21 protein-coding genes are annotated in these 26,894 nt (G+C 60.7%); 14 read left to right on the top strand and 7 right to left on the bottom strand.

Annotated features, from left to right (window positions below):
* Nucleotides 1-78: 78 nt before the first annotated feature.
* Nucleotides 79-2,775, top strand: coding sequence for a DUF6797 domain-containing protein (locus ACILSE_RS16150; protein WP_395718448.1), 2,697 nt, complete (start codon nucleotides 79-81; stop codon nucleotides 2,773-2,775).
* A 60-nt stretch (nucleotides 2,776-2,835) separates the two neighbouring features.
* Here ACILSE_RS16150 and ruvA read toward each other — a convergent pair whose 3' ends face one another.
* Entirely contained in the window at nucleotides 2,836-3,441 is a 606-nt protein-coding gene (ruvA, locus tag ACILSE_RS16145; protein WP_395718447.1) for a Holliday junction branch migration protein RuvA, read from the bottom strand.
* Nucleotides 3,442-3,543: 102 nt separating this feature from the next.
* Between ruvA and ACILSE_RS16140 the strand changes: the two genes are divergently transcribed.
* Both ACILSE_RS16140 and ACILSE_RS16135 read left to right on the top strand, forming a co-directional pair.
* Nucleotides 3,544-3,705: a hypothetical protein gene (locus tag ACILSE_RS16140; RefSeq protein ID WP_395718446.1), complete on the top strand. Its 162-nt coding sequence runs from the start codon at nucleotides 3,544-3,546 to the stop codon at nucleotides 3,703-3,705.
* 15 nt (nucleotides 3,706-3,720) lie between these two features.
* Entirely contained in the window at nucleotides 3,721-4,158 is a 438-nt protein-coding gene (locus ACILSE_RS16135; protein WP_395718457.1) for a class I SAM-dependent methyltransferase, read from the top strand.
* Between the two features lie 61 nt (nucleotides 4,159-4,219).
* Here ACILSE_RS16135 and htpG read toward each other — a convergent pair whose 3' ends face one another.
* Nucleotides 4,220-6,058, bottom strand: a complete 1,839-nt coding sequence (htpG, locus tag ACILSE_RS16130) for a molecular chaperone HtpG (protein ID WP_395718445.1) — start codon at nucleotides 6,056-6,058, stop codon at nucleotides 4,220-4,222.
* Between the two features lie 114 nt (nucleotides 6,059-6,172).
* Between htpG and ACILSE_RS16125 the strand changes: the two genes are divergently transcribed.
* Nucleotides 6,173-6,604, top strand: a complete 432-nt coding sequence (locus ACILSE_RS16125; protein WP_395718444.1) for a YidB family protein — start codon at nucleotides 6,173-6,175, stop codon at nucleotides 6,602-6,604.
* Nucleotides 6,605-6,646: 42 nt separating this feature from the next.
* Nucleotides 6,647-7,837, top strand: coding sequence for an ABC transporter permease (locus ACILSE_RS16120; RefSeq protein WP_395718443.1), 1,191 nt, complete (start codon nucleotides 6,647-6,649; stop codon nucleotides 7,835-7,837).
* Between the two features lie 2 nt (nucleotides 7,838-7,839).
* Here the strand turns inward: ACILSE_RS16120 and ACILSE_RS16115 are convergent, their stop codons facing one another.
* On the bottom strand, nucleotides 7,840-9,621 hold the full coding sequence (locus tag ACILSE_RS16115) for an ABC transporter ATP-binding protein (protein WP_395718442.1): 1,782 nt from the start codon (nucleotides 9,619-9,621) through the stop codon (nucleotides 7,840-7,842).
* 12 nt (nucleotides 9,622-9,633) lie between these two features.
* Nucleotides 9,634-11,838: a hypothetical protein gene (locus tag ACILSE_RS16110; protein WP_395718441.1), complete on the bottom strand. Its 2,205-nt coding sequence runs from the start codon at nucleotides 11,836-11,838 to the stop codon at nucleotides 9,634-9,636.
* On the opposite strand from ACILSE_RS16110, the gene ACILSE_RS16105 reads away from it, so the two are divergent.
* Together ACILSE_RS16105 and ACILSE_RS16100 are read left to right on the top strand one after the other, a co-directional pair.
* Nucleotides 11,837-12,151 carry a hypothetical protein gene (locus ACILSE_RS16105; RefSeq protein ID WP_395718440.1) on the top strand — a complete coding sequence of 105 codons (315 nt, stop codon included), beginning with the start codon at nucleotides 11,837-11,839 and terminating at the stop codon, nucleotides 12,149-12,151. The two genes, ACILSE_RS16110 and ACILSE_RS16105, sit on opposite strands and share 2 nt — an antisense overlap.
* Nucleotides 12,152-12,160: 9 nt before the next feature.
* Nucleotides 12,161-13,276 carry a zinc-binding dehydrogenase gene (locus tag ACILSE_RS16100; RefSeq protein ID WP_395718439.1) on the top strand — a complete coding sequence of 372 codons (1,116 nt, stop codon included), beginning with the start codon at nucleotides 12,161-12,163 and terminating at the stop codon, nucleotides 13,274-13,276.
* 4 nt (nucleotides 13,277-13,280) lie between these two features.
* Here ACILSE_RS16100 and ACILSE_RS16095 read toward each other — a convergent pair whose 3' ends face one another.
* Nucleotides 13,281-14,789 carry a N,N-dimethylformamidase beta subunit family domain-containing protein gene (locus ACILSE_RS16095; protein ID WP_395718438.1) on the bottom strand — a complete coding sequence of 503 codons (1,509 nt, stop codon included), beginning with the start codon at nucleotides 14,787-14,789 and terminating at the stop codon, nucleotides 13,281-13,283.
* 34 nt (nucleotides 14,790-14,823) lie between these two features.
* Here ACILSE_RS16095 and ACILSE_RS16090 point away from each other — a divergent pair, with 34 nt between their 5' ends.
* From ACILSE_RS16090 to ACILSE_RS16075, 4 genes are all read left to right on the top strand, one after another.
* Nucleotides 14,824-16,665: a GDSL-type esterase/lipase family protein gene (locus ACILSE_RS16090; RefSeq protein ID WP_395718437.1), complete on the top strand. Its 1,842-nt coding sequence runs from the start codon at nucleotides 14,824-14,826 to the stop codon at nucleotides 16,663-16,665.
* Nucleotides 16,666-16,672: 7 nt separating this feature from the next.
* A complete protein-coding gene (locus ACILSE_RS16085; protein WP_395718436.1) occupies nucleotides 16,673-17,566 on the top strand; it encodes a metallophosphoesterase family protein in 894 nt (297 codons plus the stop codon).
* Between the two features lie 92 nt (nucleotides 17,567-17,658).
* Nucleotides 17,659-18,687: a sugar phosphate isomerase/epimerase family protein gene (locus ACILSE_RS16080; RefSeq protein WP_395718435.1), complete on the top strand. Its 1,029-nt coding sequence runs from the start codon at nucleotides 17,659-17,661 to the stop codon at nucleotides 18,685-18,687.
* 66 nt (nucleotides 18,688-18,753) lie between these two features.
* Nucleotides 18,754-19,473, top strand: coding sequence for a L,D-transpeptidase (locus ACILSE_RS16075; protein ID WP_395718434.1), 720 nt, complete (start codon nucleotides 18,754-18,756; stop codon nucleotides 19,471-19,473).
* A gap of 7 nt (nucleotides 19,474-19,480) precedes the next feature.
* Here ACILSE_RS16075 and ACILSE_RS16070 read toward each other — a convergent pair whose 3' ends face one another.
* The gene (locus ACILSE_RS16070) at nucleotides 19,481-20,113 is read right to left on the bottom strand and encodes an NAD(P)H-dependent oxidoreductase (RefSeq protein WP_395718433.1); all 633 of its coding nucleotides are present in this window, start codon (nucleotides 20,111-20,113) and stop codon (nucleotides 19,481-19,483) included.
* Between the two features lie 163 nt (nucleotides 20,114-20,276).
* Here ACILSE_RS16070 and ACILSE_RS16065 point away from each other — a divergent pair, with 163 nt between their 5' ends.
* The 3 genes from ACILSE_RS16065 to ACILSE_RS16055 all read left to right on the top strand — a co-directional run bounded on the left by ACILSE_RS16065 (nucleotide 20,277) and on the right by ACILSE_RS16055 (nucleotide 24,444).
* Complete coding sequence (locus ACILSE_RS16065) at nucleotides 20,277-20,840, top strand: DUF4339 domain-containing protein (protein WP_395718432.1); 564 nt, start codon at nucleotides 20,277-20,279, stop codon at nucleotides 20,838-20,840.
* Nucleotides 20,841-20,954: 114 nt separating this feature from the next.
* On the top strand, nucleotides 20,955-23,120 hold the full coding sequence (locus ACILSE_RS16060; protein ID WP_395718431.1) for a DUF1549 domain-containing protein: 2,166 nt from the start codon (nucleotides 20,955-20,957) through the stop codon (nucleotides 23,118-23,120).
* 31 nt (nucleotides 23,121-23,151) lie between these two features.
* A complete protein-coding gene (locus tag ACILSE_RS16055) occupies nucleotides 23,152-24,444 on the top strand; it encodes a DUF1501 domain-containing protein (protein ID WP_395718430.1) in 1,293 nt (430 codons plus the stop codon).
* Between the two features lie 326 nt (nucleotides 24,445-24,770).
* Here ACILSE_RS16055 and ACILSE_RS16050 read toward each other — a convergent pair whose 3' ends face one another.
* Entirely contained in the window at nucleotides 24,771-26,888 is a 2,118-nt protein-coding gene (locus tag ACILSE_RS16050) for a TonB-dependent siderophore receptor (RefSeq protein WP_395718429.1), read from the bottom strand.
* Between the last annotated feature and the right edge of the window lie 6 nt (nucleotides 26,889-26,894).

Raw genomic sequence — 26,894 nt, 5'->3', positions numbered from 1 at the left:
GCCTTTGCGTAGCGAACCCGTTTTGCCGGGTTGATTGACAGATCCCCCCTGCCCCGCCTGTTCTCTGCCCTGTCCACCATGAAGTTACACACGCTCCTGGCGTCCCTGGCCCTCGCCGCACCGCTTTTCGCCCAAAAATCCGACACGCCGCCCACGCCCTCGCCGTGGGGTGACTTTGTGGAGAAGGATTTCCCCTTCTTCAGCAGCGTGCTCGATGCCCGCGATGTCGGCGAAGGTTTCCCGAAGGACAATCTCACGCCCCGCGGCCTCATCCTGAATCTCGGCCACAATCTCTGGGCCTGCTTCGACACCGACCTGCTCCGCATCGCCTGCATCTGGGAAGGCGAACCCGGCAAACCACCCGTCACCCCTGAAGCGCTCGCGCCCGGCTCGTATCATATCGCCGGCCAGAAGACCAAGGACGGCCAGGACTTTCTGCCGAAGCCGGTAGGCAAGGTGTGGCTCGCGAATGGCATCTATCCCGGGTGGCAGATCGGCGAAAAGCCCAGCTTCACCGATCCACGTGAGCCAGCGCCGAGCAAGGAGGAGGTGGGGAGAGGAAGCCTTGCCACCAGTCAACTCAGCAACATTCACTTCACTTACACTCACATGACTGACGAAGGTAAAAAGGGAGGTTGGTTTCTGGATTATTTGATCAATGGCACTCCCGTTTCAGAAAGCATTGGATCTAGTGTGGTGATTGGAGAACACCGCACTGTAAGTATAACACGCTCAATTCGCGTTGCGCCTCATAAAAGCGGGCTTCTGTTGATTGCCGGAACCTGTCTTTCCTCAAATCACTGTACAGCAGTCAGGTCGACGCCTACTGAAGGTAATCGATATGAGAATTTGGAAGTGCAAAACTCTGAAGGAGTTCAATGGCTGCGTTTGCCACCATCAGACAAACCAGATGAGATAGGAATTGATCTCAGCTTCACACCAAACAGCCCAGACAGCTTCGGCGGTGCCGGAACTATTGATGAACCGTTTTCTCTATATAGTTTGCCCCTCCTGTCGCCAAAAGCAAAACTCTCCACCAAACCGGACGCCTACGTCATCGACGACATTCCCCTGCCCCTCGACAATCCGTGGAAGCGCAATGTGCGGCTCGCGGATATCGCGTTCTTGAATGACCAGGGTGATGCGGCGGGTGTGACCTTCGATGGCGATGTGTGGCTGATCTCCGGCCTAAAGGGCGATTTAATCACAGTAACATGGAAACGCTTCGCCAGCGGACTGCATGAGCCGATGAGCATTGTGTCGCGCAACGGCGAGATCCTCGTCTTCGACCGCAACGGCATCTGGAAGCTCGTGGACTCGAACGGCGACAAGGAATGCGACCGCTATGAGATGTTCTGCAATCTCTTCGCGCAGACGGCGGAGACGCGGGAGTTTCCGAACTCGATGAAGCTGGGGCCGAAGGGCGAGCTCTACATCTCCAAAGGCGGCCAGGAGGGCACGACGCGTGGCAAACACAACGGCACGGTCATCAAAGTGGCGGCGGATGGAAGATCCTTCGAGGTCATCGGCTACGGCCTGCGCCAGCCGTTCATCGGCGTGAATCCGGTGACGGGACTCGTGACCGCGAGCGACCAGCAGGGCAATTACGTGCCCTCCACGCCACTGCACATCATCAGCGACCATCATTTCTACGGTCATTTGCCAACGATTGCGCCGAAGGAGCAGTTCCCCGAGACAATCACCGAGCCGCTGACATGGATTCCGCATCCGGTGAACCCGAGCGGCGTCACGCAGGCCTGGCTGATCGGCTCCAAGATGGGACCGCTGGATGGCGAACTGCTCCACATCGGCTACAACCGTCCGGAACTCTTCCGCGTGCTCATCAACTCGCGCTTTGCACGCCCACAGGCGGCGGTGACAAGTTTCTCCCGCAACTTCGACTTCCCCACGCTCAACGCGACGGTGAATCCCGCCGATGGGCAGCTCTATGTGGTCGGCTTCCAGGTCTGGGGCACGGTGGTGAAGAAAATCAGCGGCCTCGCCCGCGTGCGTTACACCGGTCAGCCACGCGTGCTGCTCAAGGAGGTCACGCCGACCGACAAAGGCGTCCTCCTGCGCTTCAATGCCAAGCTCGATCCCAAGCTCGCGACCAATCCCGACAGCTACAACGCCGAGCGATGGAACTACCGCCGCACACCCGACTACGGCAGCCCGCATTTGAAGCTCGATGGCAGCACCGGCCAGGAGTGGATGAACGCCAACAGCGCGTACCTGAGCGATGATGGCATGAGCGTGCTCGTCGGTTTCCCCGAAATGAAAGCCGGTGTGCATCAGATGCGCATCGGCTGGGGTTTGAAGAGCGCCGACGGCCTCAAAGCCGAGAATACCGCCTACTTCACGCCATGGGAACTTTTGGCCTTTGATCCGAAGAAGGAAGGCTTCGACGCGAATCTCAAAGTCGATCTCACGCCACGCACCTCTGCCATCGCCGCCGCGGTGAAGCCCACGGTCGAGGAAGGCGAGCGCCTATATCAAATGTTCGGCTGCATGGCCTGCCACAGCACCGATGGCACACTCGTCGGCAAGGTCGGCCCAAGCTGGAAAGGCCTCTTCGGCAGCGAACGTGACATCGCCAAAGGCCAGAAAGGCAAATTCAAGGCCGATGAAACCTACCTGCGCGAATCCATCGTCAATCCGAGCGCCAAAGTCGTGAAAGGCTTCGAGAAGTTCGACACCGGCATGCCCATCTACGCCGGCATCTTGAACGACTCACAGATCGAGAGCCTGATTCTTTACATCAAGAGTTTGAAGTAAGCAGGCCATTCCTGGCCCACTCTCATTTTGCAGGGGCACGAATGCCCCTTTTACAAAGACTCACCCCATGCTGCGCAGCGCCTCGCGGATGAGTTTATCCGTCGTGTCGAAGCCAGCCTGTTTCGCAGCCTCGTTCACGGCCTTCTGCGCCTCGCTTTGCTTGTAGCCGAGTGCGATGAGCGCGAGCACCGCGTCGCTCTGCGCCTCCTGCTTCGGATCGTGCGCTCCTTTAGCCGTGCGCGCGGCCTGCCAGGCATCGACCACGCCCACCTTGTCCTTCAGCTCCAAAACAATGCGTTCAGCGGTCTTTCCACCCACACCTTTGATGCGTGAGAGAGACTTCACATCGCCCGCGATCACCGCGTCTTTGAACGCCGCCACGGGCATGCCGCTGAGCACGCTGAGCGCCATCTTCGGCCCGATGCCAGACACGCGATCCATCAACAGGCGGAATAGATCGCGTTCGTCCGAGGTCATGAAACCAAACAATGTGTGATCACGGTCCGTCACATGGTAATGCGTCAGCAACTGCACCTCCACGCCGACCTGGGGCAGCTTGTCGAACGTCGTCAGCGGAATAAGTGCGACATAGCCGACGCCATGAACGTCAACGGTCACGCGATGAGGCAGGGCTTCGGCCAAAATTCCACGCAGAAAAGCAATCATGCGCCATGAAGGCGAGGACGCGGAGCTGGTGCAAGCAGAGGTTTGATCTCACCGACAGCAAAGTCTTGAAACTGGATGCGCATGCTGCCGAACCCGGCTTTGATGACTGAATCCGTCATGCACCCCGCCGAAGTCGCCACAAGCTACGATGCCATCGCATCGCAATGGTCGAGCCCTGGCTTTGATCGCGAAAATGGCATCGTTGCTCACCGTCGTGCCTTGCAATTCCTCGCACACACCGGTCGCGCTCTCGATGTCGGCTGAGGCAGCAGCGGACGCATCATTGACCTGCTGCTCGCACGCGGCTTCGAGGTCGAAGGACTCGACATTTCGGCGGAAATGATCCGGCTGGCCCGCGAACGGCATCCGCGGGTCGTTTTTCATCATGCCGATCTCGTCGAATGGACGCCACCACACGCTTACGACTTCATCAGCGCCTGGGACAGCGTCTGGCATGTGCCGCTGACGGCGCAGGAGCCGGTATGGAGCAAGCTCATGAACGCGCTCGCGCCCGGCGGCGTGCTCATTCTCACCACCGGCGGTCTGGACGAGCCTGGAGAGGTGCAGAACGACGCCCTGGGCGTCCCCATGTATCACGCCGCGCCTGGCATCCCCGCCCTCACCCGCCTCATCGACGCCTGTTGCTGCGTGATTCGTCATCTGGAATATGACCAGTGGCCGGAGGAGCATCTGGTCGTGGTTGTGCAACGCGTGTGACGAAAGAAAAAAGGGCGGGAATGAAATCCCGCCCTCCGTGGAGTGATGGAGTTCGCCTCGGTCAGCTCGCCAGCTTCTCCATGAGCTTCTGGGTGCGCTGGATGATGCGTTGAGGTTCATCGAGGAGGCCGGCGCTGAGGAGGGCGTTGTCGAGGATCTGCTCGGTGATGAGTCCGGCCGTGTCGGGATCGCTCTTTTGAAGCTTGGCGAGGCCTTTGACGAGCTGGTGGCGAGGATTGATCTCAAAGATGACTTTCGGGCCGGGCATGCCGCTTTCTTTGCCGAGGGCTTTCATCATCTGGCGCATCTGCGGGGTCATTTCGCCTTCGGGGGTCAAGACGAGGGCCGGTGAGCCGACGAGGCGCTTGCCGGGGCGGACGGAGTCCACGCTGGCGGTGAGGCGTTCCTTGATCCAGTCGCACAGAGAGGTCGTTTCGGCCTCGGGGAGGGCTTCGCCGTCGGCGTCGCTGTCGCCGAGGTCGATGTCGTCGGCATTGACGGCTTTGAGGTCCTTGTCGTCGAACTTGTTGAGGCTGGAAACGACGTATTCGTCGATGGTCTCGAACATGTAGAGCACCTCGATGCCCTTCGCTTTGAAGGCTTCGAGATACGGGCCGCTTTCGATGGCATCGCGCGACGGGGCGACTTGGTAGTAGATGGCTTTTTGCTCGGAGGCCATGCGCTTCACATACTCGGCCAGGCCGATGGTCTCGCCGGGCTGGGTCATGCTGGACTCAAAGCGCAGGAGCTTCGCGATGGCTTCGCGGTTGGTGAAATCGGTGGCGACGCCTTCTTTGAAGAAGCGGCTGAAGTCCTTGTAGAAGCCGTTCCACTTCGCGGCGTCATCGGAGGCTTCCTTGTCGAGCTGCTTGAGCAGGCGTTTCACGACGACCTCGCCGATTTTGCGCACGAGGGCGCTGTCCTGCATGCTTTCGCGGGAAATGTTCAGCGGCAGGTCCTCGCTGTCGATCACGCCGCGGACGAAACGCATCCATTCCGGCAGCAGCTTCTTCGGTTTCGGGTCGATGAGCACCTTTTTGCAGTAGAGCGACACGCCGGGCTCCATCTGGCCCATGCCAAAGGACTCCATGTTTTGCGTGGGCGTGAAGAGCAGCGCATTGATGACGATGGGGCTGTCCGCCTGGAAGTGCATGCGGTAGCTGGGATCGTCGAAGGCGTGCGCGGTGAACTTGTAGAACTCGTTGTATTGCTCGTCGGTGATGCTGTCCTTCGACTTCAGCCACAGCGCCTCGACGGTGTTGACGCGTTCGCCATTGAGCAGGAGCGGGAAGCTGACGAAGTTCGAGTGCTTCTCGATGATCTGCTTCACGGTGTGGGCCTTGCAGAAGTCTGTGGCGTCCTCTTTGAGGTGCAGCACGATCTTGCAGCCGCGGTTCTGGTCGGGCGCTTCCTCGATGGTGTAGCTGCTCTGGCCGTCGCTGGTCCACACGAGATGCTCGCCGTCGTTTTTCCAAGAGTGCGTGTACACCTGCACCTTGTCGGCGACCATGAAGGCGGAGTAGAAGCCGACGCCGAACTGGCCGATGAGCGTGGCATCGCCCTGCTTGCCGGCATTCTTCAAAGCGGCGGCGAAGGCTTTGGAGCCGCTGTGGGCGATGGTGCCGAGGTTTTCGACGAGCTCGGCGCGGGTCATGCCGATGCCGGCATCGGCGATGGTGATGGTTTTCGCCGTCTCGTCGGTGGTGATGCTGATCTGCAGCTCGGCCTTGGCATCGAAGACATCCTTCTCCGTGAGCTGCGTGAGGCGCATCTTCTCCATCGCGTCGGACGCGTTGGAGACGAGCTCACGCAGGAAGATCTCGCGGTCGGTGTAGAGCGAGTGGATGACGATATCGAGGACTTGTTTGACTTCGGCCTGGAATTCGTGGGTCTGGCTCATGGTGGTGTGTTTTTTAGGGTTTGGGGGTGGTGAAGTTAGCGGGTCGGAATGCAGGGTCAAGAGTCGCGGTTCTCAGTTTGACTTTGCGGCTCCCTCCCCCACACTCGCGCCGCCATGGGACTCTTCGATTCACTCGCCAAAAACGCGCTGGGCGGCATGCTCGGCGGCAAACAGGACCCCGCCGCGATGCTCTCCGGCCTGCTCAGCGACGCCGGTGGCCTGCAAGGTCTGATGAGCAAATTTCAGAGCGCCGGATTCGGCGAACACTTTTCCTCCTGGGTCGGCACCGGTGAAAACCAGCCGATGAATGTCGATGAAGTGCAAAACGCCGTGGGTCTGGATGAAATCCAGCGCTTGGCGAGCAAGCTGGGCATGCAGTCGCAGACCGTCGTGCCGCTGCTGGCGCAGTTTCTCCCGCAGGTGATCGACAAACTGACGCCGAAGGGCCAAATCGACGAAAATCTTCCAAGCGGAGCCCAGATCCAAAGCGTGCTGACCAGTGTGATCAGCAGCAGCCTAGGCGGCATGTTTGGCGGCAGACGCTAAATTTGGCGCGCCATGCGGCGCGCTACCCACGTAACAACGCCGATGCTCCGACTCGCCCTCAAGATGCTATTTGGTGACACGGCGAAGTACCTGATGCTCGTTGCAGGCCTCACCGTGGCCACATTTTTGATGGCGCAACAGACGGCGGTGTTCTGCGGGCTGATGAGCTGGACAAAATCCACTTTGAAAAATGTCCCTGCCCCAATCTGGGTGGTGGAGGAGAAAGTCGAGCAGGTGAACGAGACCAATCCCCTGCTCGACACCGACGTGGCCCGCGTGCGCAGCGTGAGCAGCGTGGCCTGGGCCGCGCCGATCTACTCCGGCATCCAGCGCGTGCGTTTGGAGAATGGAAACTTCAAAATCATCCAGCTCATCGGCATCGACGCGAACACACTCGCCGGTGCGCCAGCACGCATGCTGGAGGGTGATTTGATGAAGCTCCGGCTGCCGCATTCCGTGGTTGTCGATGATCTCGGCGTGCTGCGACTGGCCAAAAAACGCGGCGACAAGGTGAAGCTCAATGATGTCTTTGAGATCAACGACCAGGAGGCACGCGTGGTGGGTATCGCCGATGCGGTGAACTCGTTCACCGGCGGGCCGTATGTCTGGACGACGTATGAACGGGCGCTGCAATACGTTCCGGCACAGCGCAAGATGCTTCAGGCCGTGATTTGCGCGCCACGCGAAGGCGTGAGCCTCGAGGAAGCCATCGCGGCCATTCGCCGTGAAACGGGTTTGAAGGCCTTCATCAACCGCGAAGCAGGCTTTGGCGAGTTCATGGATCAATCACCGGAAAAGCCGACGACCAATTTCAACGTCTCGACCGTGTGGTGGTATGTGAAGAACACCGGCATCCCGATTTCCTTTGGCACCACGGTCATCATCGGCCTGCTGGTGGGCATGGCGGTGAGCTGCCAGACGTTTTACTCGTTCGTGCTGGAGAACATGCGGCATCTCGGAGCCTTGAAGGCCATGGGGGCCTCGAACGGCACGCTTTGCCTGATGTTGATCGTCCAGGCCTTCACCGTGGGTCTTGTTGGCTACGGCATCGGGCTTCTCGGAACGGCGGGGTTTGCGTTTGGAGCACTGGAGAATGAGCAGCCGCCGTTCTACATGCCTGAGTTCGTGCCATTCGCCGTTCTGGCGGTTGTTTTTGGCATCTGCATGCTCGCCGCGCTCATGGGCATCTGGCGTGTGAGCAAGCTGGAGCCCGCGATGGTTTTCAGAAGCTGAGGCTACTCCAACTGCAGTTTCGCGAGCGAGCCATACAGACCGCCTGGCTTCGCGACGAGTTCATCGTGTGTTCCGCGTTCGAGGATTGCGCCGACGGACATGACGAGAATCTGATCGCAGCGACGCACGGTGCTGAGGCGGTGGGCGATGATGATGCTAGTGCGGTTCTCCATCAGCTTGTCGAGAGCATCTTGAACGAGTCGCTCGCTCTCGGCGTCGAGGCTGCTGGTGGCCTCATCGAGCACGAGGATGGCTGGATCGGCGAGAATGGCGCGGGCGATGGCGATGCGCTGGCGTTGTCCGCCTGAAAGCTGGGTGCCGCGGTCTCCCACGAGCGTCTGGTAGCCGTCGGTGAGTCCTGTGATGAAGTCATGGGCGTTTGCCTTCTTCGCGGCGCTGATGATCTCCTCCTCGGTGGCCTCCGGTTTGCCGTAGGCGATGTTCTCTTTGATGCTGCCGCCGAAAAGCAGCACCTCCTGCGGCACGAGGGCGAGATTGCGGCGCAGCGTGGTGAGCGTCAGCTCACGGATGGGGCGGCCGTCGATGCGGATTTCACCGCTGGTCGGGTCGTAGAAGCGGAACAGCAGCGAGATGCTCGTCGATTTACCCGAACCGCTCGGGCCGACGAGGGCGATGCGCTGCCCTGCCTTCGCGGTGAGGTTGAAATCACGCAGCACCACGGCCTCAGGTCGTGTGGGATAGGAGAAGCCGACATCGCGCATCTCGATTTCCCCGCGGAAGCGGACGGAGGCGGCTTTTTCGCCGTCCTCGGGCTCGGTTTCATCACGCAGGATCTCGCGGACACGTTCCGTGGCTCCGAGCGAACGCTGGAGCTGCGTGATCAGCTCGGGAAACTGCATGAACGACGCCGCGATCATGCCGCTGAGGCCGGCGAACTGGGTGAGCTCCTCCTTGCCGATCTCGCCGAAGTTCAGCATGCGCATGGCGAACCAGGTGACGAGGATCAAGGCCACGCTGAAGGCGAAAATGATGAATGCGATGAACGAGGCGCGAGGAATCGCCGCGCGCAGCACCGTGCGGAGGTATTCGCCGAGGTTCTTGTCATAACGCGCCATTTCATGGGCCTCATTGCGGAAGGCTTTCACGCTGACGATGCTCTGCAGGCTTTCATCCACCACTACCTGAGACGCGGCGAGGTTGTCCTGCGCTTTTTTGGTCAGCTTGCGGATGCGCGCGCCAAAGACGGCGATCAGGACGATCACCACCGGAATGGTGCCGACCATGAAGAGCGAGAGCTTCACTGACATGTTTAAAATGAGGATGAGGCAGAGCGAGAGCATCACCGTGTGCCGGATGAGCATCGGGATTGTCACCACCAGCGTCTCGCGCATGGCCTCGACGTCGTTGGCGAGGCGTGAGGCCAGTTCGCCGACACGGCGCTGGTTCAGCGTGGCCATGGGCAGGCGGATGATGCGGCTGAAAGTGTCCATGCGCAGCGAAGCGAGGGCGCGCTCCGATGCCTTGGCGAAAAGCATGATTCGGAAGAAGGCGATCACGGCCTGGGCGGCCACGATGCCGACCAGCATCCAGGCGCTGTCATTGAGTTCCGCCATCCACTCCGGCCCCTTCGCGCCCCCGATCCCCTTACCGGCCAGCGCGGCCAGCTCCTTGATGAAGAGGATGGTCATGCCGCCCGTGATCGCCAGCGCGATGAGCGCCGGGATGAACACATTGAAATGCGGCCGCAGATAGGTCAGGAAAAAGCCGGCGTCTTTCCACGCGGCACGGTCCCACAGTTTTTTACTCGCTCTTTCTTCAGACATTCTCGGGTGTTTTTAGTCCACGCGCACGGTCCAGCGGCGGGTCGGTTTGTCGGTGAGTTCCAGGACGCTCAGGCTCTGCGCGTCATCGCCTTGGCGCGAGCTGCGGGTGAGGAAGTAGTCACGACCGCCGCCCTTGAGGCGAAGGTTGATGCCGAGCTCGCTGTTGCCGTTGCCGATGGCCCACTCGTGACGGTAGAGATAGCTCTTCGGCAGCGTGATCGTAAGCCTGCGGCCGCCATTCGCCGAGCTGCTGAGCACGGCCTGAATCTCCGCCGCGTCAAACTCCGCCGCGTAGCCGCTGCCGAAGGCCCACGGCGCGATTGGATCGACGGTTCCCGGTCCGTCACCCGCCTTGCCGGTGATTCGCAATGCCGCCGTCGCTCCGGGAGTGAGGCGCTCGCCATAGCTGCGGGCATCGAGATTCAAAAGCACCTCGTAGGCCGTGCCGGCGCTTGTGTCCTCGAGATCGACGCCGGCGAGATTGAGCGTCAAAAACAACTTCATGTTGTCCGCGTCCGCCCGCAGTGTGACTGAACTGGCTTGACCATCAGCGGCGGCCAGCGGCACGACTTCTTTCAGGCCAAAGTTTCGCGTGATCTCGAGATAACGGTCAAAAATCTGCCTCACGCCGTTCGCGGACACAGAAAAGTTCAACGGCACGCGCTGGCGGAAGGGAGCTGCGGAGTCCGCAGGCAGCGCTAAGGATAGCTGGAGCGTCTCCGAGCCATTGGCCTCCAATGACACCTTGCCTTCCTGAGTTTTCCCTGCCCATGAGGACTCCCATGTGGCCGCGAGCGATGCCCCTGTGCTGTTATCGATCTCCAGTTCGGGTTTGAAATCGGATTCCAAGTTGTAGGCCACACGGGCGTTCCAGGAAAGGCTGAAGGGCTTCAGCGGTGCCACGAGGTCTGTGATGCGTGACTCCTGGCCTGCGATCACGAGCACGGGGAGTCGCACTTTGCCGTCGTTGAGCGGCAGTTGCAGCGTGTCCGTGATCGTGTAGGCGACTGTCACATTTTCTTTCGCGCCGGCTGCCAGCGTGAGCTGCGGGTTCGCCTCCTTGAGCTTCAAGCCGCGCGGCACCAATGGCAGCACGGTCAGCGTTAGTGAATCGCGCGCGGTGTTGGTGATGTCGAATCCGAGCTTCAGCTTCCCCTGCCCTTCCAAAACGGCCTGCGCCTCGCCCAGTTTCCAGGTGACGGACGGCGCGCCGTTCATCACATCTTCATAAAGGATGCCGCCCATGGCCGCGTGCATCTCCGTCGAAGGAGTTGACGGTTTGTTGCCGCTGGAAGCGATGTTGAGACGACTCTGATACTGCTGGATCAAGGCCGGAAAGAGCAGGTGCGCCTCGCTGGTGCCTGATGGCAGCGAAATCAGGCGGGAGAAGTCGCCCAGATCGGAGAAAATGAGGCCTTCCTTCTCACAAAACTCACGCATCACACTGCTGGGGCCGCGGGTGAGGGCCAGGCTCTTTTCCTCGGGGTCGAAGGCCTGCGGCACAGGACCGGCCACAATGACCTCCAGGCGGTGCGTCCGCGCCGTGTCCAGCAGACTGCGCAGCGCGGCCGCCACATCGGCGGACGAAGCGCCCGCCAGGCCATCCTCCAGGCCGTGCGCGAGCAGAACGATGTCAGGGCTGCCTTGAAAGCCCGCCGTCGCCAGCGCGGAAGCCGCGGACACGATGCCCGTCGTGCGCACCGGTTGCAGCAGGATCTCCGGCCCCAGCATCATGCTTTCCTTGCTGCGGAGCTTCGAGCCCGGACGAATCACCAGCACGCCGCCCGTGTAGTAAAACTGGTTCGCCAGCGCCTTCGCGAACTCGCCCGCGAAGCTCCTCAGCAGCGGATCGACGTTCTTTTCGACTTTCGCCCCGTCGAGGATCGCATCCCCCAGCACCACGATCTGCACGCGCTCGCGCCGGGTCAGCTTGAGCAGCGTCCTGGGCAGGAATTTCTGCCAGCGGTCGCGCTGGACGGGCGACAGGTCGAAATACGTCTGCGGCTTCAGATCCGGCGTCGGCAGCCTGGCCTCGGCCTCGCGGGCGGCGGCCTGCAAGGCAGGCAGGTCGGGCTTTGCCTCGGCAGGAGCCGCCGCAGGGGGCACGGCGGGTGCGAGAGCGGCCGGCGGAACCTCCGGAGTCTGCGAGCGCAGGACATTCACCGCCAGCAGCGCCCAGGCGCTGAGAATGGGGAAAAGCGTTCGGTTGGAAAACATGCTTCCGCTATCTCAGCGAGACCGGCGGCGGCTGCAACCGGGGAGTGCGCCGCCTGCGGGAACATTCAGCTCATCAGCCGGCCTCATCTCAGCTTTTCCCTACAGAGAACTTGGTCCGCGAAACGCAAAAATTGTTCCCGTTGCTGATCTGCCGGACCGTCTCTCCCTGCTGGGGCTTTTGCCACAGGGCGGTCTTCTTTATCTCGCTTTGGACAAGTTCTGCGGTTACTCGACTCGCACCACGCTGAAGATCATGGGCTGGTTCATCGGCCTGCACCTGATATTGAGCTTGATCGTGTCATTCCTCTTTTAATCTCCTGCCATGTCCACGCTCGCCCCCGCCGCTGTTTTGTATGAAGCGAAGAAGCCGTTGAAGATCGAAGACGTCCGTGTCCTGCCGCCGCAGAAGGGCGAGGTGACGGTGCGCATGAAGGCGGCGGGTGTGTGCCACAGCGACCTGCATGTGATGAAGGGTGATCTTTCGATGCCCATGCCGATCATCCTCGGTCATGAGGGCTGCGGCGTGATCGAGGCCGTGGGCGAAGGCGTGACCGCCGTCGAAGTGGGAGATCACGTGATCCTGGTCTGGCGCGGCTCGTGCGGGAAATGCGAGTATTGCAGCTGCGGACGCCCCGCGTTGTGCGACATGGGCACGGCGATGCGCTTCACCGGCCTGATGCCCGACGGCACGACACGTTTTCAGAACTCCGCAGGCGAGAGCATCCGCCACTACGCGGGCGTCTCGGCCTTTTCCTCGCTCGCGACGATGCCGCAGGCCTCCGTGGTGAAGATTCCGAAGGAGTTCTCCTTTGAAAAGGCCGCGCTGATCGGCTGCGGCGTGATCACCGGCGTGGGTGCCGTGGAACGTGCCGCGAGGGTGCAGCCAAACAGCACCGTCGCCGTCATCGGCTGCGGCGGCATCGGCTTGAACATCGTCCAGGGCGCTCGCATGGCCGGGGCGCGGCAGATCATCGCGGTGGACAAATTTCCACGCAAGGAAGCCGACGCGCGGCAGTTCGGTGCCACGGATTACGTGGATGTGAATGCCGGTGATCCCGTGGAGGCGATCAAAGCGCTGACCGACGGCAAGGGCGTTGATTATGCCTTCGAGGCCTACGGATCAGGCAAAACGGCCGAGCAAGCCTTCGATGCCACCAAGAAGGGCGGCATGTGCGTGATGGTGGGCATCACCAGCGCGGCGGATCGGGCGGCCATCAACGTGAACCAGCTCGTCTATGCCGAGAAAACCCTGCGTGGCAGCCTTTACGGCAGCACCCAGCCGCGCACGGACCTTCTTCTGCTCATCGGCATGCACCAGTCTGGCCGCCTGATGCTCGACGAACTCGTGACGAAGCGCTACCCGCTCGAAGGCATCAACGACGCCTATGACGCGCTCCAGCGTGGCGAGGTGGCGCGGAGTTTGATTGTGTTTGAGTGAGGACTCACCCAATGGCCCGCTTCAAAGCGTTCTTCGTGATGCGCTGCACGCGATCATCAGGTCCATGCGGACGTGAGTAATGACTCCACGGGATCATGTGGCCGGGAGGATCGCTCAGGCCCTGGCTCCAGAAGATGGTGGTGGCGTTGAAGACGATGTTCTTTTTCGGACCTTCGAAAACGGTGGCCGCGTACTTGCCGAGGCGTGTGCCGCCGGCCCACACATTACCCTCGGCGATGACTTCGAGGCCGACGCGGGCGGTCTCGGGATCGCCGTGGAATTCCCAGCCGACGAGGCCGGGGATGCTATCGCCCATTTTCATGCCGGTGCCTTCGAAGAGCCAGTGATCGGGCTTCGCGCAGGTCCAGTCGCCGCCGCCGTTGAAGGGGACGATGGTGCGTGCGCCGATGATGTCGCGCTCGTCAGGGCCGGGGTTTTCAAAGGGGCCAAGCACCTTCGAGTAGGCCTCTTTTTCTTCCTCGCGGAACTCACCGAAGCAGGTTTCGCGGGTGAGGCGGCGGTTCGCGTCGCCCTTGGCGTTCGGAGTGAAGGGTGTGACCATGTACACGTCGTTCGCCGAGAGCCACAGCACGCTGAGGCCGTTGGCGATGGCCTGCTTGACGTTGTGGAACTGGCGTACGTCCCAGTATTCGTCGTGACCGATGCTGATCATCGTTTTGACGCGGCTCAGATTCGCGGGATCGAGATTATCGACGTTTGAGCAGTAGGTGACATCGTAGCCTTCCTTTTCGAGCCAGTAGCACAGCGGGTATTCCCACAGCAAAAACTCGCCGCTGCCCATGCTCTGCGGGTTGTCGAAGATCTGCACGTATTTGCCGTAAGGCCGGTCAAAGCTGACGCTGACGCCGGGTGCGTGAGCCGCACGCGGATCGGTGTAGAGCGACTCATGCACCGGCCATTGGTTGTAGGCCTGCCAGGTGTTGTCGCTGCATTGGAAGAGGATGTCGGCGGGACGGTCGTCTTTGACGATGAAGATGACGTAGCTTTGCCAATAAGGCTTGTCGGCGGCCTCCGGCACGGTGGAGAGACGACCGAGATAGACGCCGCTGGGCCAGTCGGCGGGAATGATGAGCGAGGTCGAGGCCTCCCACTGGCATTCGCGCAGGCGTTTGTCTCCCATCTCGGGCACGGGCTGTGTTTTACCTTCGAAGGGGCCGAGCGTGGTCATCAAACGCGAGCCGATGCCTTCGTAGTAGCCCATGCGGAAGATCTCGATCGTGAATTTCGCCGCTGGCTTGGTGCTGACGAAAATATCGAGCTTCTCACCCGCCTGCACCGACTGGCGGGAGCAGTAGCCTTCAATCAAGGAGGTTCGGTGGGACTTTGCGTCATCGGGACGCATGCGCGTGAGCTGGAAGCTGGTGCCGGGCTTGGCATTCTCGCTCTTGATGAGATCAGGCTGGCGTTTGTCGGAAGAGGCAGACATGAGTGCCCGAGTTCCCGTCGCGGCGGCGATGGCAGTAGTGGTCTTGAGGAAATCGCGGCGGTCCATGATGGGTAAACCTACGTCGCGTCGTTTGCTGGTCATGCTTCGCGCTCTCTTTCTCCTCGTCTTTTGCCCCTTAACGTTGGCGCAGGCCCTGGCACCTGTGAAAATCGTCCTCGCAGGTGATTCGACGGTGGCGAGTGTTCCATCCCCTCCGAGGGACCGTCCCACGCTGGCGGGCTGGGGCCAGATGCTGGGCGAGTTCCTGCCGCAGGCGCAGGTGGTCAACCATGCGCGCTCCGGCACGAGCACGAAGAGCTTCCGCGACCTCGGCTTGTGGGATCGCGTGCTCAAGGAGAAGCCGCAGTGGGTGCTGATCCAGTTCGGCCACAACGATCAAAAGGACGACCCGAAGCGCCACACCGATCCCGCAACGAGTTACCGTGAGAACTTGAAGACCTTCATCCGCGAAGTGCGTGAGAGCGGCGGCAAACCGGTGCTGGTCACCTCCGTGGCGCGGCGGGTTTATGTCGATGGGAAGATGACCACCTCACTCACGCCTTATGTCGAGGCAGCCAAAGCGGTCGCCAAAGAGACACAGACTCCAGTGATTGATCTGCATCAGGCCAGCTTCTCGTTGTTTGACCAGATGGGAGAAAAATTCTGCCAACTCTACGGACCGTCGTTGGAGGACCGGTCGCATTTTTCCGCCGTTGGTGCTCGCATGATCGCCCGGTTGGTGGCCGAAGGACTGGAGCGTGAAGTGCCTGAGTTGCGCCCGCATCTGCAACTACTGCCGCCGATGCCGAAAGGCGTGCCCTTAGAGCTGGATCGACGAATCGCGTCCGAAGGCTACGATGGCAAGACCTGCTGGGTGCATCCGCGTGCGGGCGCGATCCCAGGAAAGCCCTTAAGCGTGGTTCTCACGATGCAAAAACTGCTCCTGAGTGGCAGCGATGTGTTTTTCGCACTGAATGACACGCGCAGCGATGATCTCTGCAAAACGTGGAGTGCCATCACGGAACATGGAGACACATTGGGCCGGCGAAACGAGTCGGAGGGCGTCGTGGTGGCCACCTGTGACTTCACGCCGAAATGGCACGCTAAGAGCGGCAAACTGCTCGGCATCGGCCACACCGTCCGCTACAGCGGTGACAAGGTCATCCACGACCGCAAACGAGAGACCGCATGGTCGGTCTATGATGACCAAACACGCCAGTGGAGCGCGTGGACGACACTTGAGATGCCCGACGAGCCGCGATTCCACAGCGCGGGCGCTGGCAGTGTGCAACGTGTCGATCTCGACAACGGCGACATCCTGTTGCCCATCTATTTCAAAGGAAAAGCCGACAAATACTACTCCGTCACCGTGCTGCGCTGCTCCTTCGACGGCACGAAGTTGAAATATCTCGAGCATGGCGATGTTCTGACGCAGGAATCCGGCCGCGGCGTCTATGAGCCCTCGCTGATTCGCTGCGGCGGGCGATTTTACCTCACGATGCGCAACGACACGGCGGGTTACGTCTCCGTGAGCGACGACGGCATTCATTTCACCAAGCCATCAATGTGGTGCTGGGAGGACGGCAGCGAACTGGGCAATTACAACACGCAGCAGCACTGGGTGACGCACGGCGGGCGGCTGTATCTCGTTTACACACGCAAAGGCGCGCACAACGACCATATCTTCCGGCATCGCGCGCCGCTTTTCATGGCTGAGGTGAGCCAAGATAGGCTGCGTGTGAAACGAGACACCGAAGTCGTGCTCGTGCCGGATCGCGGCGCAAGGCTCGGCAATTTCGGCGTGTGCGAGGTTGGTGAGAACGAAACCTGGGTCACCGTGGCCGAGTGGATGCAAACTTGGTCGCCCAACGTGGTCATCAAACCTGGTCATCCACTGGGCGCGAACAACCGCGTGCATGCGGTGCGTATTCTTTGGAAATAACCCTGCCATGCCACTGCATCTCACCAACCGCCGTCAGTTCATCACCCAACTCGGAGCCGCCGTCGCGCTGGCGAACATCGAAACTGCAGCCGCGGAGGTGGACGCGGACTTGATCGCCATTTTGAACGACACACACATCGGCGCGCAACACCCGGCGGGAGCCTCGATCCCGACCAACCTCCGAAACACCATCGAATGGCTGCTGGCGCTGCCAAAGAGGCCCGCCGCAGTGATCATCAATGGCGATCTGGCCTTGAAGGACGGCCAGCGCGGCGATTACGAGCACTTTGCGCGATTGATCACACCACTGCGTGATGCGGGAGTGCCGCTGCATCTCACCATGGGCAACCACGATGACCGCGCCGTGTTTTACGACGTGCTGAAGACCGAAAAACCGGAGTCACCCGCCGTGGAGTCGAAACACGTCGGCGTGGTCCAACTTCCCGGCATGAACCTGTTTCTGCTCGACTCGCTGAAGGCCACGATGGTGACGCAGGGGCTCATCGGCGACATGCAGATGGCCTGGCTGACGAAACTGCTCGATCAGCATGCCGACAAGCCCGCGCTGCTCTTTGCGCATCACAATCCGCGCCTCGGCGGCGATCCCCTGCACTTCCCCGGCGGCCTCGAAGACTCGGAACCGCTGTGGAAGGCCATCGCGGCGCGGAAGCACGTCAAAGCCTACATTCACGGCCACATCCATCATCGCGACTTCTACGAACACGAAGGCGTCCACATCCTCAACACGCCTGCTACCTCGTATGTGGCCGACAAGAAGACTTCCACCACCGGCTGGACCATGCTGCGCCTGACGGCGGACGGAGCGGAGGTGACCACGCACACGCATCAGGGCGATCACGCGTGGAACGGCGCGAAGGTGCGGCTGAAGTGGCGGGTGTGACTTTTGCGTTCAATTCAACGCATTTTCCGCGTGCGTTCCAAACCGCACCCGCTAACCTCGTGGCTCCCGCTTCCCAAACCAAGCATTCAATCATGAGCAAATCCGCACCCAAACTTCACAACGCGATGTGGCCCGGCCTCGTCGGCAAAGGCACAGGCGAAGGTCAGGAACCCCCGATCAGCCTTGAGCGCATGCTCGACCTCACCGCCGCCGCCAACGTGAACGGCCAGAAATTCGAGGGCATCGATTACTTCCTGTTCCTGCCGCACACCGATCCGAATGCGAGCGATGACGAGTTGAAGAAGATCGCCGACCTCATCGCCTCAAAAGGCTTCACCGTCGGCTCCCTCGTGGCGCCGGTCTGGCCGGGCACCGTGGGTGACTCAGCGATGGGCGATGACGCGCAGCAGGAAAAATTCCTCAGCGCCGTGAAGATGGCCTGCCGCATCGCCAAGGTCTTCAACGCGCACGGCGTCCGCAAATACGGCGTCATCCGCATCGACTCCGCCGAGTTCGGCGTCGCCAAATGGCGTGAGAACCCGAAGGCGAATACCGCGCGCATCATTGACACCTTCAAGAAGGCCGCCGCCATCGCCGCTGACAGCGGTGAGCGTCTTGCCGCCGAAGGTGAAATCTGCTGGGCAGGCATGCACTCGTGGAAGGACATGCTCGACGTGCTCGAAGGAGTCGGCATGCCGAACGCGCTCGGTTTCCAGGCCGACCTGGCCCACACCTACCTCTACACTCTCGGCTACAATGCCCCCGAGCACGCTTTGCTCAAAGAAGGCTACAGCGATGCTGAGTTCTGGGCCGCCTACGAGAAGATGACCGATGCGCTGCGTCCCTGGACCATCGACTTCCACGTCGCGCAGAACGACGGCACCGTCCACGGCGCCGGCTCGCACGACAAGACCGGCAAGCACTGCCGCGCTGACGATCCGAACGGCAAGCTCGACATCACCAAGGCCTCCGGCTACTGGCTCAAGGACGCCGCCGCACGCGGCATCCAGCACATCTGCTGGGACGGCTGCATGTTCCCGAACGCCGTGCTCGAAACGCCGGATACCTGGAACAAGATCCTCGCCGCGATGATCAAGGTGCGCGATGCGCACGGCTGGTAAGCCTGAATGGGTTCCCAAACGCCGCAGAGGAAACTCTGCGGCGTTTTCATTTCCACCTCAGAACGCATGTATCGCCTGCTTGTCATGCTCCTCACGCTCGCCTCCTGTGCGGGCATGCCCACCCGTGCCACGCTGCCGTCTGAGATTACCGCCGTGCTGCCCGCAAGCTGCCAGCAGGTGCTCTTTGTCACCGCCGTCGACGACAAGACCAGGGCGGCGGAGTTGCTCCTATTTCACCGCAACTCGGCAGATGTCTGGAAGTGTTTTAGCAATGCGATTCCCGTGCGTATCGGCCGCCACGGGCTTGCCTGGGGACTTGGCGAGCCCGCTTTGCCAGTGCCTGATGGATTTCGTCTCAAACAGGAAGGAGACGGCTGCGCTCCGGCGGGCATCTTCCGCATCACGCAGGCCTTCGGCTCCGAGCCAAGGGCGAATTGGATCAAACTGCCCTACATTCACTGCACCTCACATCATTTCGGCATCGACGACATGCGTTCTCGTCACTACAACCAGATCGTTGATGCGCGTGAAGTGGTCTGCGACTGGAGCAGCCCTGAGACGATGGTGCCCGCCGGTGGCTGTTACAAACTCGGTGCCGTGATTGCCCACAATCCGCAGAACCTGCCCGGACGCGGCTCCTGCATATTCCTGCACCTCTGGCAGGGAGAAAACGTGCCCACCTCCGGCTGCACAGCAATGAGCGAGGAGAACCTGCGCTCCATTCTCATGTGGCTGGACCCCGAAAAAGATCCACGGCTGGTGCAACTGGTGCGGAGCCGGGAATGAGCAAGGATCAGCGATGTTCGATCACATCGTCTGATTGGAATCGGATCTTTGGCAGCGCCGCGTAGCGGTCGTCAGGGTGGCGATAGCCGGCGGGGCACAGCACGGCCGCAGTGAGACCTTGGGCTTCGAGACCGAGCAGCTCGTCGTACTTGGCCGCGACGAATCCTTCCATCGGACAGGTGTCGATACCGACCAATGCGCAGGTCGTCATGAACTGGCCGAGGGCGATGTAGGCCTGCATTTTGGCCCATTCCTTCGTCATGTAACCCTGCGCCTGGGTGCCAGCGACCATCTTGCGGAAGCCGGCGAGCGATTCAGCGCTGCCACCGCGGACCTCCACCATGCGGGCGATGAACGAATCGAGATCGTCGAGGCTGTAGGCTGTTTTCACGGCCATCACAACGAGGTGTGAACAGTCGGCCACCTGCCGCTGCCGCCACGAATGAGCGACCAACTGCTCACGCAGTTCCTGATCCCGCACCACGATGAATTTCCACGGCTGCAGGCCATAGCTCGACGGGGTGAGCACGAGGGACTCCTCCAGGGCGGACCATGTGTCGGCGGGAATTTTCTTCGTGGGGTCGAAAACCTTGGTGGCGTAGCGCCAGTTCAGGGCGGCGAGGATCTCGGAGGTGGTCATGCGCAGCTGTTTTGACACGCTACGGGCCGGTCTGCAAACAGAGATCGGCTCCCATGAAGTTCCGGGTCTGAAGAAAAACTTACATCTTGAGATGGCGTGGATATTGCACAGATGCCCGCTTCTGACTTATCTTTAAGCCAACCTTCCCCTGTTTGTGCAGTCCATGTATTACATCGCCAAAGGCCAGAAGACGCTCGGTCCCTGTTCCAAGGACGATCTGCGCAATTTTCTCGCTTATGGGTCGATCCGTGACAGCGATCTGGTGAAGCGGGAAGACGAGGAGCAGTGGCGGCCGGTATCGACACTGCTCGAACTGAACCTGACAGGCGAGGTTCTGGCTGACGGGCTCACCGTGAAGCCCGCCCGCCGCAGGGTGGCCCGCTACCGCGATTACGACCGCGTGCCCTACAACCAGCGCTGCGGCGCCGTGCTGAGGCGGATGTTCTTTGGCTTTTTGTTTCTACCGCCTCTGCTCTGGTGGGCGGCGGTGTCGATCTATTCAGACCATATCTTCCGCCGTAAAAAGGATGAAAACGGTTATCTCATGGTCTGGGGCCGTTGGGTGGAAGTCCTGGTGACCTTCATGATCATCATCAACGCCATTGCCTGGTGGGCGGGCATCACCTACGCCTCGTGGATTCTCGGCCCCGGCCTCACGGAGCTGGGCAAGGGCATGCGAGAGGCGTGGGATGTGATCAAAGGCCTTTTCAATGACATGGGCATGTGAATTCCGGTTCGGCCGGAAATGCCAGGCAAGACGCGGATTGGCATTCCCTGTGCAGGATTTGGCATCGTCGGGCTGATCTGACACGATGTCGATGAGGGCCGCGTTGGTTGCGCAATGAAAGCCACGCTGCATCTCCCGCTCGTCGCTGTCGCCGCCTGCTTGATCGCGCCATTGCAGGCCGCTGACACTTCCGCCGCTTCCAAACAAATTGACGTTCTTCTGGCTCAAAGCTGGAAGAAGAACCACATCACGCCAAACCCGCTCGTTGATGACGCCACGTTTCTACGACGTGCTTATCTGACCGTCGCCGGTCGAATACCCACCCTGGACGAAGCAAAAGCCTTTCATGCGTGCCAGGCGCCCGACAAGCGCTCCAAGCTCATCGACTGCCTGCTCGGAAGCGAGGGTTATGTGCATCACGCCTTCAACTATTGGGCCGACGTGCTTCGCGCCCAGAGCTTGGGCGTCGGCGGCAGCACCACGGCGCAGCAATACCTGAACTTCATCCGCGAATCCCTGCGCACGAACAAACCATGGGACCAAATGGCCCGCGAACTGGTTTCCAGTGAAGGAACCTGCTTCGACACCGGCGCGATCGGCTACTACATGCGCGACCGCGGCATGCCGCTCGACAATTTGTCCAACACGACGCGCATCTTCCTCGGCACGCGCATGGAATGCGCGCAGTGCCACGACCATCCCTTCGACAGATGGACGCAGAAGCAGTTCTACGAGATGGCTGCCTTCACCCACAACATGAGCGCCACCAGCTACCGCTCGAAGGGCAATGACGAGGTGCAGAAAATGATGCGCGCTGACAAGACGCTCGACAGCCAGACGCGCGACCTCATGCGTCAGGCGCTCAACGAGGCGTTCCGGCCGCTGCGGGACACGCTTGTGGTGCAAAACAAGGGCAGCCTCCGTCTGCCACACGACTACAAGTACTCCGACGCGAAGCCGAAGGATGTGGTGCAGGCCTCGGTGATGTTCGGCAAGCCGGTGACGATGACAAAGGAATCGAATGCCATCGACGAGTTCGGAAAATGGCTCACCTCGCCGGAGAATCCACGTTTCACCACGATCATCGCCAACCGCCTGTGGAAGCGTGTCTTCGGAGCGGGCATTTACGAGCAGGTCGATGAGATGATGGACAACAGCGTGGCCTCGAATCCCGAATTGATGAGCTTTTTGGAGAAGCAGATGGTCGCTCTGAAATACGACATGAAGGCCTACTTGCGCATGCTGCTGAACACCCAGCTCTTTGCCCGTGAGAGCACGAAGGAAATCAGCCCCGGCGTACCTTACTACTTCCAGGGGCCGGTTTTCCGCCGCATGACGGCCGAGCAGGTGTGGGACTCGCTTGTCGCCCTCGTCAGCCCCGATCCCGAGCAGCCGAACTGGACGGCCCGCGAGCGTGAGAAGCGCGATCTCGAAAACCGCCGTCGCTTGGCGCAAATCCTCGACCAAACCGAGGCACCACTGCTCTTTGAAGCCTCCAAGGCCGTCGCAGATGCCATGCGCGAGCAGAACAAGGAGTTCGACGCGCTGCGCAAGGAACTCGACGAGGCCCGTGGGAAGGACCACAAGGAAAAGGCCAAGGATATCCAGCGCCGTCTCGGTCAGAGCCAGCGCATCTTGCGTGAGAACGTCTCGAAGCATTTCTATGCCGCCGCGAAGAAGTCCGGCAACGAGAAGATCCAGGCCGAATTGGCCGCCGTGAGCGGTGGTGGCTCGATGGACATGGCGATGATGAATTTGATGGAAGACACACGCGTTGATGCCCGCGACATGCCGCTTGATCCCAAGCTCATAGCTCGCGTCAAGGCAGACGAGCAGGTTCTCGGCATCAAGGATGCAAAAAGCGCCAAGAGTTACGAAAACTACCAGAAGACACTGCACCAAACTTGGAGCCGTGCATCTGAGCAGCCCTCCCCCGCGCCACGCGGTCACTTCCTGCGTGAGTTTGGCCAGAGCGACCGCGAGATCATCGAAAACGCCAGCGACGAGGCCAGTGTGCCGCAGGCCCTGACCATGATGAACGGCTCGCTCTTGAGCCAGATCACCAGCGCGTGGTCCGCGCTCAGCATCAACCTCCGCAAAGCGACGACGAACGAGGACAAGATCAACACCTTCTTCCTAAGCCTCTATTCCCGCCTCCCCAACGCCAAGGAAAAAGCCCAGATGCTGCAAACCCTCGAATCCTACGCCTCCAACAAGAACCTGTGGGAGGACATCACCTTGGCTGCCCTTAGCACCCAGCGCTTCATCTTCGTCGAATAGCTCCACTTGAAACTTTATACCTGAAACTCTTATGAACTCCGATCTTTCCCGCCGCTCCGTGATGACCCGCATGGCGCAATCCTGCCTCGGCGTCGGCCTGCTTCCTTCCATGGAGCATCTTTTCTCGTCCAAAGCTCTCGCAGCTGGCGAAGGAGCCGCTGTGGCGAAGCAGGCGGCCACGGCGCACAATGTCATCTTCCTCTACATGACCGGTGGACAGAGCCATCTGGACACGTGGGATCCGAAACCGGACAACAAGGAGGTCGCCGGGCCGGTAAAGGCCATCAAGACAAGCGCGGATGGAGTTCAGATCAGCGAATACCTGCCGCGCATGGCAAAGCAGATGCACCACGCCTGTGTCATCAACTCCATGGCCACCAACACGGCCGCGCACGAGCAGGCGAATTACTTCATGCACACCAGCTTTGGCCTGCGCAGCACCATCAAGCATCCCGGCATGGGCGCGTGGCTGAGTTTCTTCCAGGGCAGTGGCAATCCGGCCCTACCGGCTTATGTTTACGTCGGAAACGACAGCCGCCATCCCGGCGCGGGATTCTTCGCGAAGAAACACGGTCCTCTCATGGTCAACAACCCAGAGGCCGGCCTGCAAAACGTGCGTCCACCCAAAGGTGTGACCGACGAACGCTTCGCCATGCGCCGCGAGCTCGCAGGCGCTCTCGATGCGGAGTTTCAGGGCAAATGGGACACGCGCGGCGTGAAGGCGTATGCCGACATGTATGATGACGCGGTCAAACTCATGAAGAGCGAGGACCTCGTGGCCTTCGATTTGACCAAGGAACCGGATGATCTCCGTCAGGCCTATGGCAAAGACACCTTCGGCCAGGGCTGCCTGCTCGCCCGTCGTCTCGTCGAGCACGGCGTGCGCTTTATCGAGGTCAGTTTCGGCAGTTGGGACACGCATGTGGCCAATTTCATCAACACGCCGCGTCTCTGCGACACGCTCGACACAGCGCTCTCCGCGCTCGTCACCGATCTGGAGCGTCGCGGTATGCTCGACAGCACGATGATCGTTGTCAGCTCCGAGTTCGGTCGCACGCCAAAGATCAATCAGAACCAGGGGCGCGACCACTATCCTGTCTTCAGCTCGGTCATCATCGGCGGCGGCATCAAGGGCGGCATGAAATACGGTGCCACTGACAAGGACGGTGCCCAGGTCGCCGCCGACAAAGTCGGCCCGCCTGATCTCAATGCCACCATCGGTTACGCGCTCGGTCTTCCGCTGGACCAGGTGATCTTCAGCCCCAGCAAGCGCCCCTTCACCGTCGCCGACAAAGGCCAGCCGCTGACGCATCTCTTTGCTTGAGAGGGCTGCTCTTTAGTGGCCTTGGCCACGGTGTCGCCTTATTCTGGTTGGTTGACTCAATGGATATCGTCTTCGATCCGCGAAACTTCCTCAACGATTACCATAGAGCCTACGACCTCCAAGGAGAGCACGGCTACGATCGCACCGAACCCGTCATCATCGGTCTCGACATGAACAAGCACGCGCTCTCGTGGCTTAATTGGACTCCTCCTTGTCCAATGACGACGAGCCGCGGGAATCTTCACCGCAGACGCATAGCCTGAGAAAAAACGCCGCCCCGGTTCCCCGGAGCGGCGTTTTTTTGCGAACGATCCTCGACCAACCGATCAGAACGAAATCTGCACGCCGGCCATGAAGGTGCGGGCGGCGCCGGGGACGACGATGTGTTGATTCACGGAGCCGGTGTAGAAGGTGGAGTCGAAGAGATTGTCCACGTCGAAGGTGACGCGGACATTTTTTGTGGCCTGCCAGTAGGAGAGGGCGCGGACGGTGGTGTAGTCTGGCAGGTCAAAGGTGCCGGCGTCATTGCCGGTGCGCTCGCCGACGTAGGACACGCCGCCGCCGATGCCTAGCTTGCCGTATTTGCCGAGGTCAAACTCCTGCACGGCGAGCATGTTGGCGGTGATGCTGGGGATGTTCAGCAAAGCGGTGCCGGTGGCAAAGGCCTCGCTTTCGTCGATCTTCGCGTGCTGGTAGGTGACGCTGGCAGAGAGGCGGAAGCTGTCGGTGAGGTTGCCATTGAGATCGAATTCCACACCGCGGCTGTTTACCTGACCGCCGTTGATCATGAAGTTGCCGAGCGGGTCGGTGGGATCAAAGCGCAGGACGTTGCGCTTCTGGATGTCAAAGAGCGAAAAGGAGGCACCCCAGCGGCCCTCCTTGTCCTGATAGCGGGCACCGATCTCGACGGCGCGACCGGCTTCCGGTGCGAAGGGGCTGAGCGAGGAGTCGCTGCCGAAGTTCGGGCGGAAGGACTGGCTGTAGCTCGCGAAGGCACTCCACTCTTCCGTCGGCAGCCAGGTGAGGCCGACGCGCGGTGTCCACGCGCCCTGCTCCTGGGTGATGTTGCGGTTGTTGGCACGATCGTAGAGGATCTGCTGGAAGCTGTCGTAACGACCGCCGAGCAGCAGTTTCCAGTGTTTGCCAAACGAGATCTGGTCCTGGAGGTAGAAGGCGAGGCCCTGGCTTTTTTCCGTGCGGTCAAAGACCCTGCCCAGAGCTGGTTTGGCCTGACCGTAGATGGGATTGTCGATGAGGAGGTTGGTGGCGTAGTTCCCGCTCAGGAGGATCTGGTCCAGTTCGAACCAGTAGTATTCGCTGCCAAAGAGGATGCTGTGTTCAAGAGCACCGGTGGTGAATTTCCCGGCCACCTCGGCTTGGATGGACCAGTCGGTGCTGTCGTAATCGCGGAAGCGGTAGCGGCGGCGCATCTGCGTGCCACCGGCCACGACATCACGCGTCTCGCTGGCGAAGCCGCTGAGGCGGTTGATCTTGTGGGAGACACCGAGACGGAAGAACCAGTCGTCATTGAACTCATGGGTGAGGCGGAGCTGGTTGGTGTAGTTCTTGATATTGATCGGCGCATCGCCGGGCTCGCCAAAGAAGCGCTCACGCGGCACGCTGCCGAGACCGAGATTGATGGCCGGGATGCCACGATCAAACATCACCTCGCTGATGAGGAACTCGCCGGTGTATTCGAGCGTTGTGTCTTCGGTGATTTTCCAGGTGAAGGCCGGGGCGTAGAGCTGGCGACTGCTGCCGACGAAGTCACGGAAGCTGTTTCCATCCTCGTAGGCGTAATTGAAGCGGTAGGCGAAGTTGTCCGTGAGTGGGCCGGTGCTGTCGATGGTGTGGCGGAAGGTGTCAAAACTGCCCGCGAGGCTTTGCAGCGAGTGTTTCCACTCCCACAGCGGTTTTTTGGTCACGACGTTGATGGTGCCGCCGGGATCGCCTGCGCCGAAAAGGGCCGCCGTGGGGCCTTTGAGGAATTCGATGGCCTCGATGTTCGCCGCGTCACGCGGGGCGTTGAAGCCGCGATTCGCGGCGAAGCCATTCAGCATGTAACCGATGCCGCTGTTGTTCGAATCGCCGGTGAAGCCGCGAATGGCGTAGTTCTCCCACAGGCCGCCGAAGGGCTGCTGCTGGCTCACGCCGCTCACATAATCAAAGCTGTCCTGCATGCGCACCGCCGTGATGTCCTGAAGCTGCTGGCGGGACATGACGCGGATGTTCTGCGGCAGCTCGCGGTTCGGGATGTTCGTACGGGAGCCGCCGAAGCTCTGCGGAATGAAAAACGCCTTCTCCGCATCGGCGGTGATGAACACCTCGCCGAGTTCCTCGACTTTCGTTTCCGCGGGTTGGGCGGTGGCTGTTTGCTGCGACATGGCGGGCAAGGCGCAGGCGAGAAAAACCAGGGAGGTGATGGAAGACGTGATGGGCTTCATGGGTGA

This window comes from Prosthecobacter sp., assembly GCF_044236155.1.
Classification (GTDB): Bacteria; Verrucomicrobiota; Verrucomicrobiia; order Verrucomicrobiales; family Verrucomicrobiaceae; genus Prosthecobacter.
Note: the sequence above shows the minus strand (reverse complement) of the source record. Positions and strands in the feature narration are given on the sequence as shown.

Coding starts and splice junctions, on each gene's coding strand:
- ACILSE_RS16150 (WP_395718448.1), top strand. CDS start 79: ATGAAGTTACACACGCTCCTGGCGTCCCTGGCCCTCGCCGCACCGCTT.
- ruvA (WP_395718447.1), bottom strand. CDS start 3,441: ATGATTGCTTTTCTGCGTGGAATTTTGGCCGAAGCCCTGCCTCATCGC.
- ACILSE_RS16140 (WP_395718446.1), top strand. CDS start 3,544: ATGACTGAATCCGTCATGCACCCCGCCGAAGTCGCCACAAGCTACGAT.
- htpG (WP_395718445.1), bottom strand. CDS start 6,058: ATGAGCCAGACCCACGAATTCCAGGCCGAAGTCAAACAAGTCCTCGAT.
- ACILSE_RS16125 (WP_395718444.1), top strand. CDS start 6,173: ATGGGACTCTTCGATTCACTCGCCAAAAACGCGCTGGGCGGCATGCTC.
- ACILSE_RS16120 (WP_395718443.1), top strand. CDS start 6,647: ATGCTCCGACTCGCCCTCAAGATGCTATTTGGTGACACGGCGAAGTAC.
- ACILSE_RS16115 (WP_395718442.1), bottom strand. CDS start 9,621: ATGTCTGAAGAAAGAGCGAGTAAAAAACTGTGGGACCGTGCCGCGTGG.
- ACILSE_RS16105 (WP_395718440.1), top strand. CDS start 11,837: ATGCTTCCGCTATCTCAGCGAGACCGGCGGCGGCTGCAACCGGGGAGT.
- ACILSE_RS16110 (WP_395718441.1), bottom strand. CDS start 11,838: ATGTTTTCCAACCGAACGCTTTTCCCCATTCTCAGCGCCTGGGCGCTG.
- ACILSE_RS16100 (WP_395718439.1), top strand. CDS start 12,161: ATGTCCACGCTCGCCCCCGCCGCTGTTTTGTATGAAGCGAAGAAGCCG.
- ACILSE_RS16095 (WP_395718438.1), bottom strand. CDS start 14,789: ATGGACCGCCGCGATTTCCTCAAGACCACTACTGCCATCGCCGCCGCG.
- ACILSE_RS16090 (WP_395718437.1), top strand. CDS start 14,824: ATGCTTCGCGCTCTCTTTCTCCTCGTCTTTTGCCCCTTAACGTTGGCG.
- ACILSE_RS16085 (WP_395718436.1), top strand. CDS start 16,673: ATGCCACTGCATCTCACCAACCGCCGTCAGTTCATCACCCAACTCGGA.
- ACILSE_RS16080 (WP_395718435.1), top strand. CDS start 17,659: ATGAGCAAATCCGCACCCAAACTTCACAACGCGATGTGGCCCGGCCTC.
- ACILSE_RS16075 (WP_395718434.1), top strand. CDS start 18,754: ATGTATCGCCTGCTTGTCATGCTCCTCACGCTCGCCTCCTGTGCGGGC.
- ACILSE_RS16070 (WP_395718433.1), bottom strand. CDS start 20,113: ATGACCACCTCCGAGATCCTCGCCGCCCTGAACTGGCGCTACGCCACC.
- ACILSE_RS16065 (WP_395718432.1), top strand. CDS start 20,277: ATGTATTACATCGCCAAAGGCCAGAAGACGCTCGGTCCCTGTTCCAAG.
- ACILSE_RS16060 (WP_395718431.1), top strand. CDS start 20,955: ATGAAAGCCACGCTGCATCTCCCGCTCGTCGCTGTCGCCGCCTGCTTG.
- ACILSE_RS16055 (WP_395718430.1), top strand. CDS start 23,152: ATGAACTCCGATCTTTCCCGCCGCTCCGTGATGACCCGCATGGCGCAA.
- ACILSE_RS16050 (WP_395718429.1), bottom strand. CDS start 26,888: ATGAAGCCCATCACGTCTTCCATCACCTCCCTGGTTTTTCTCGCCTGC.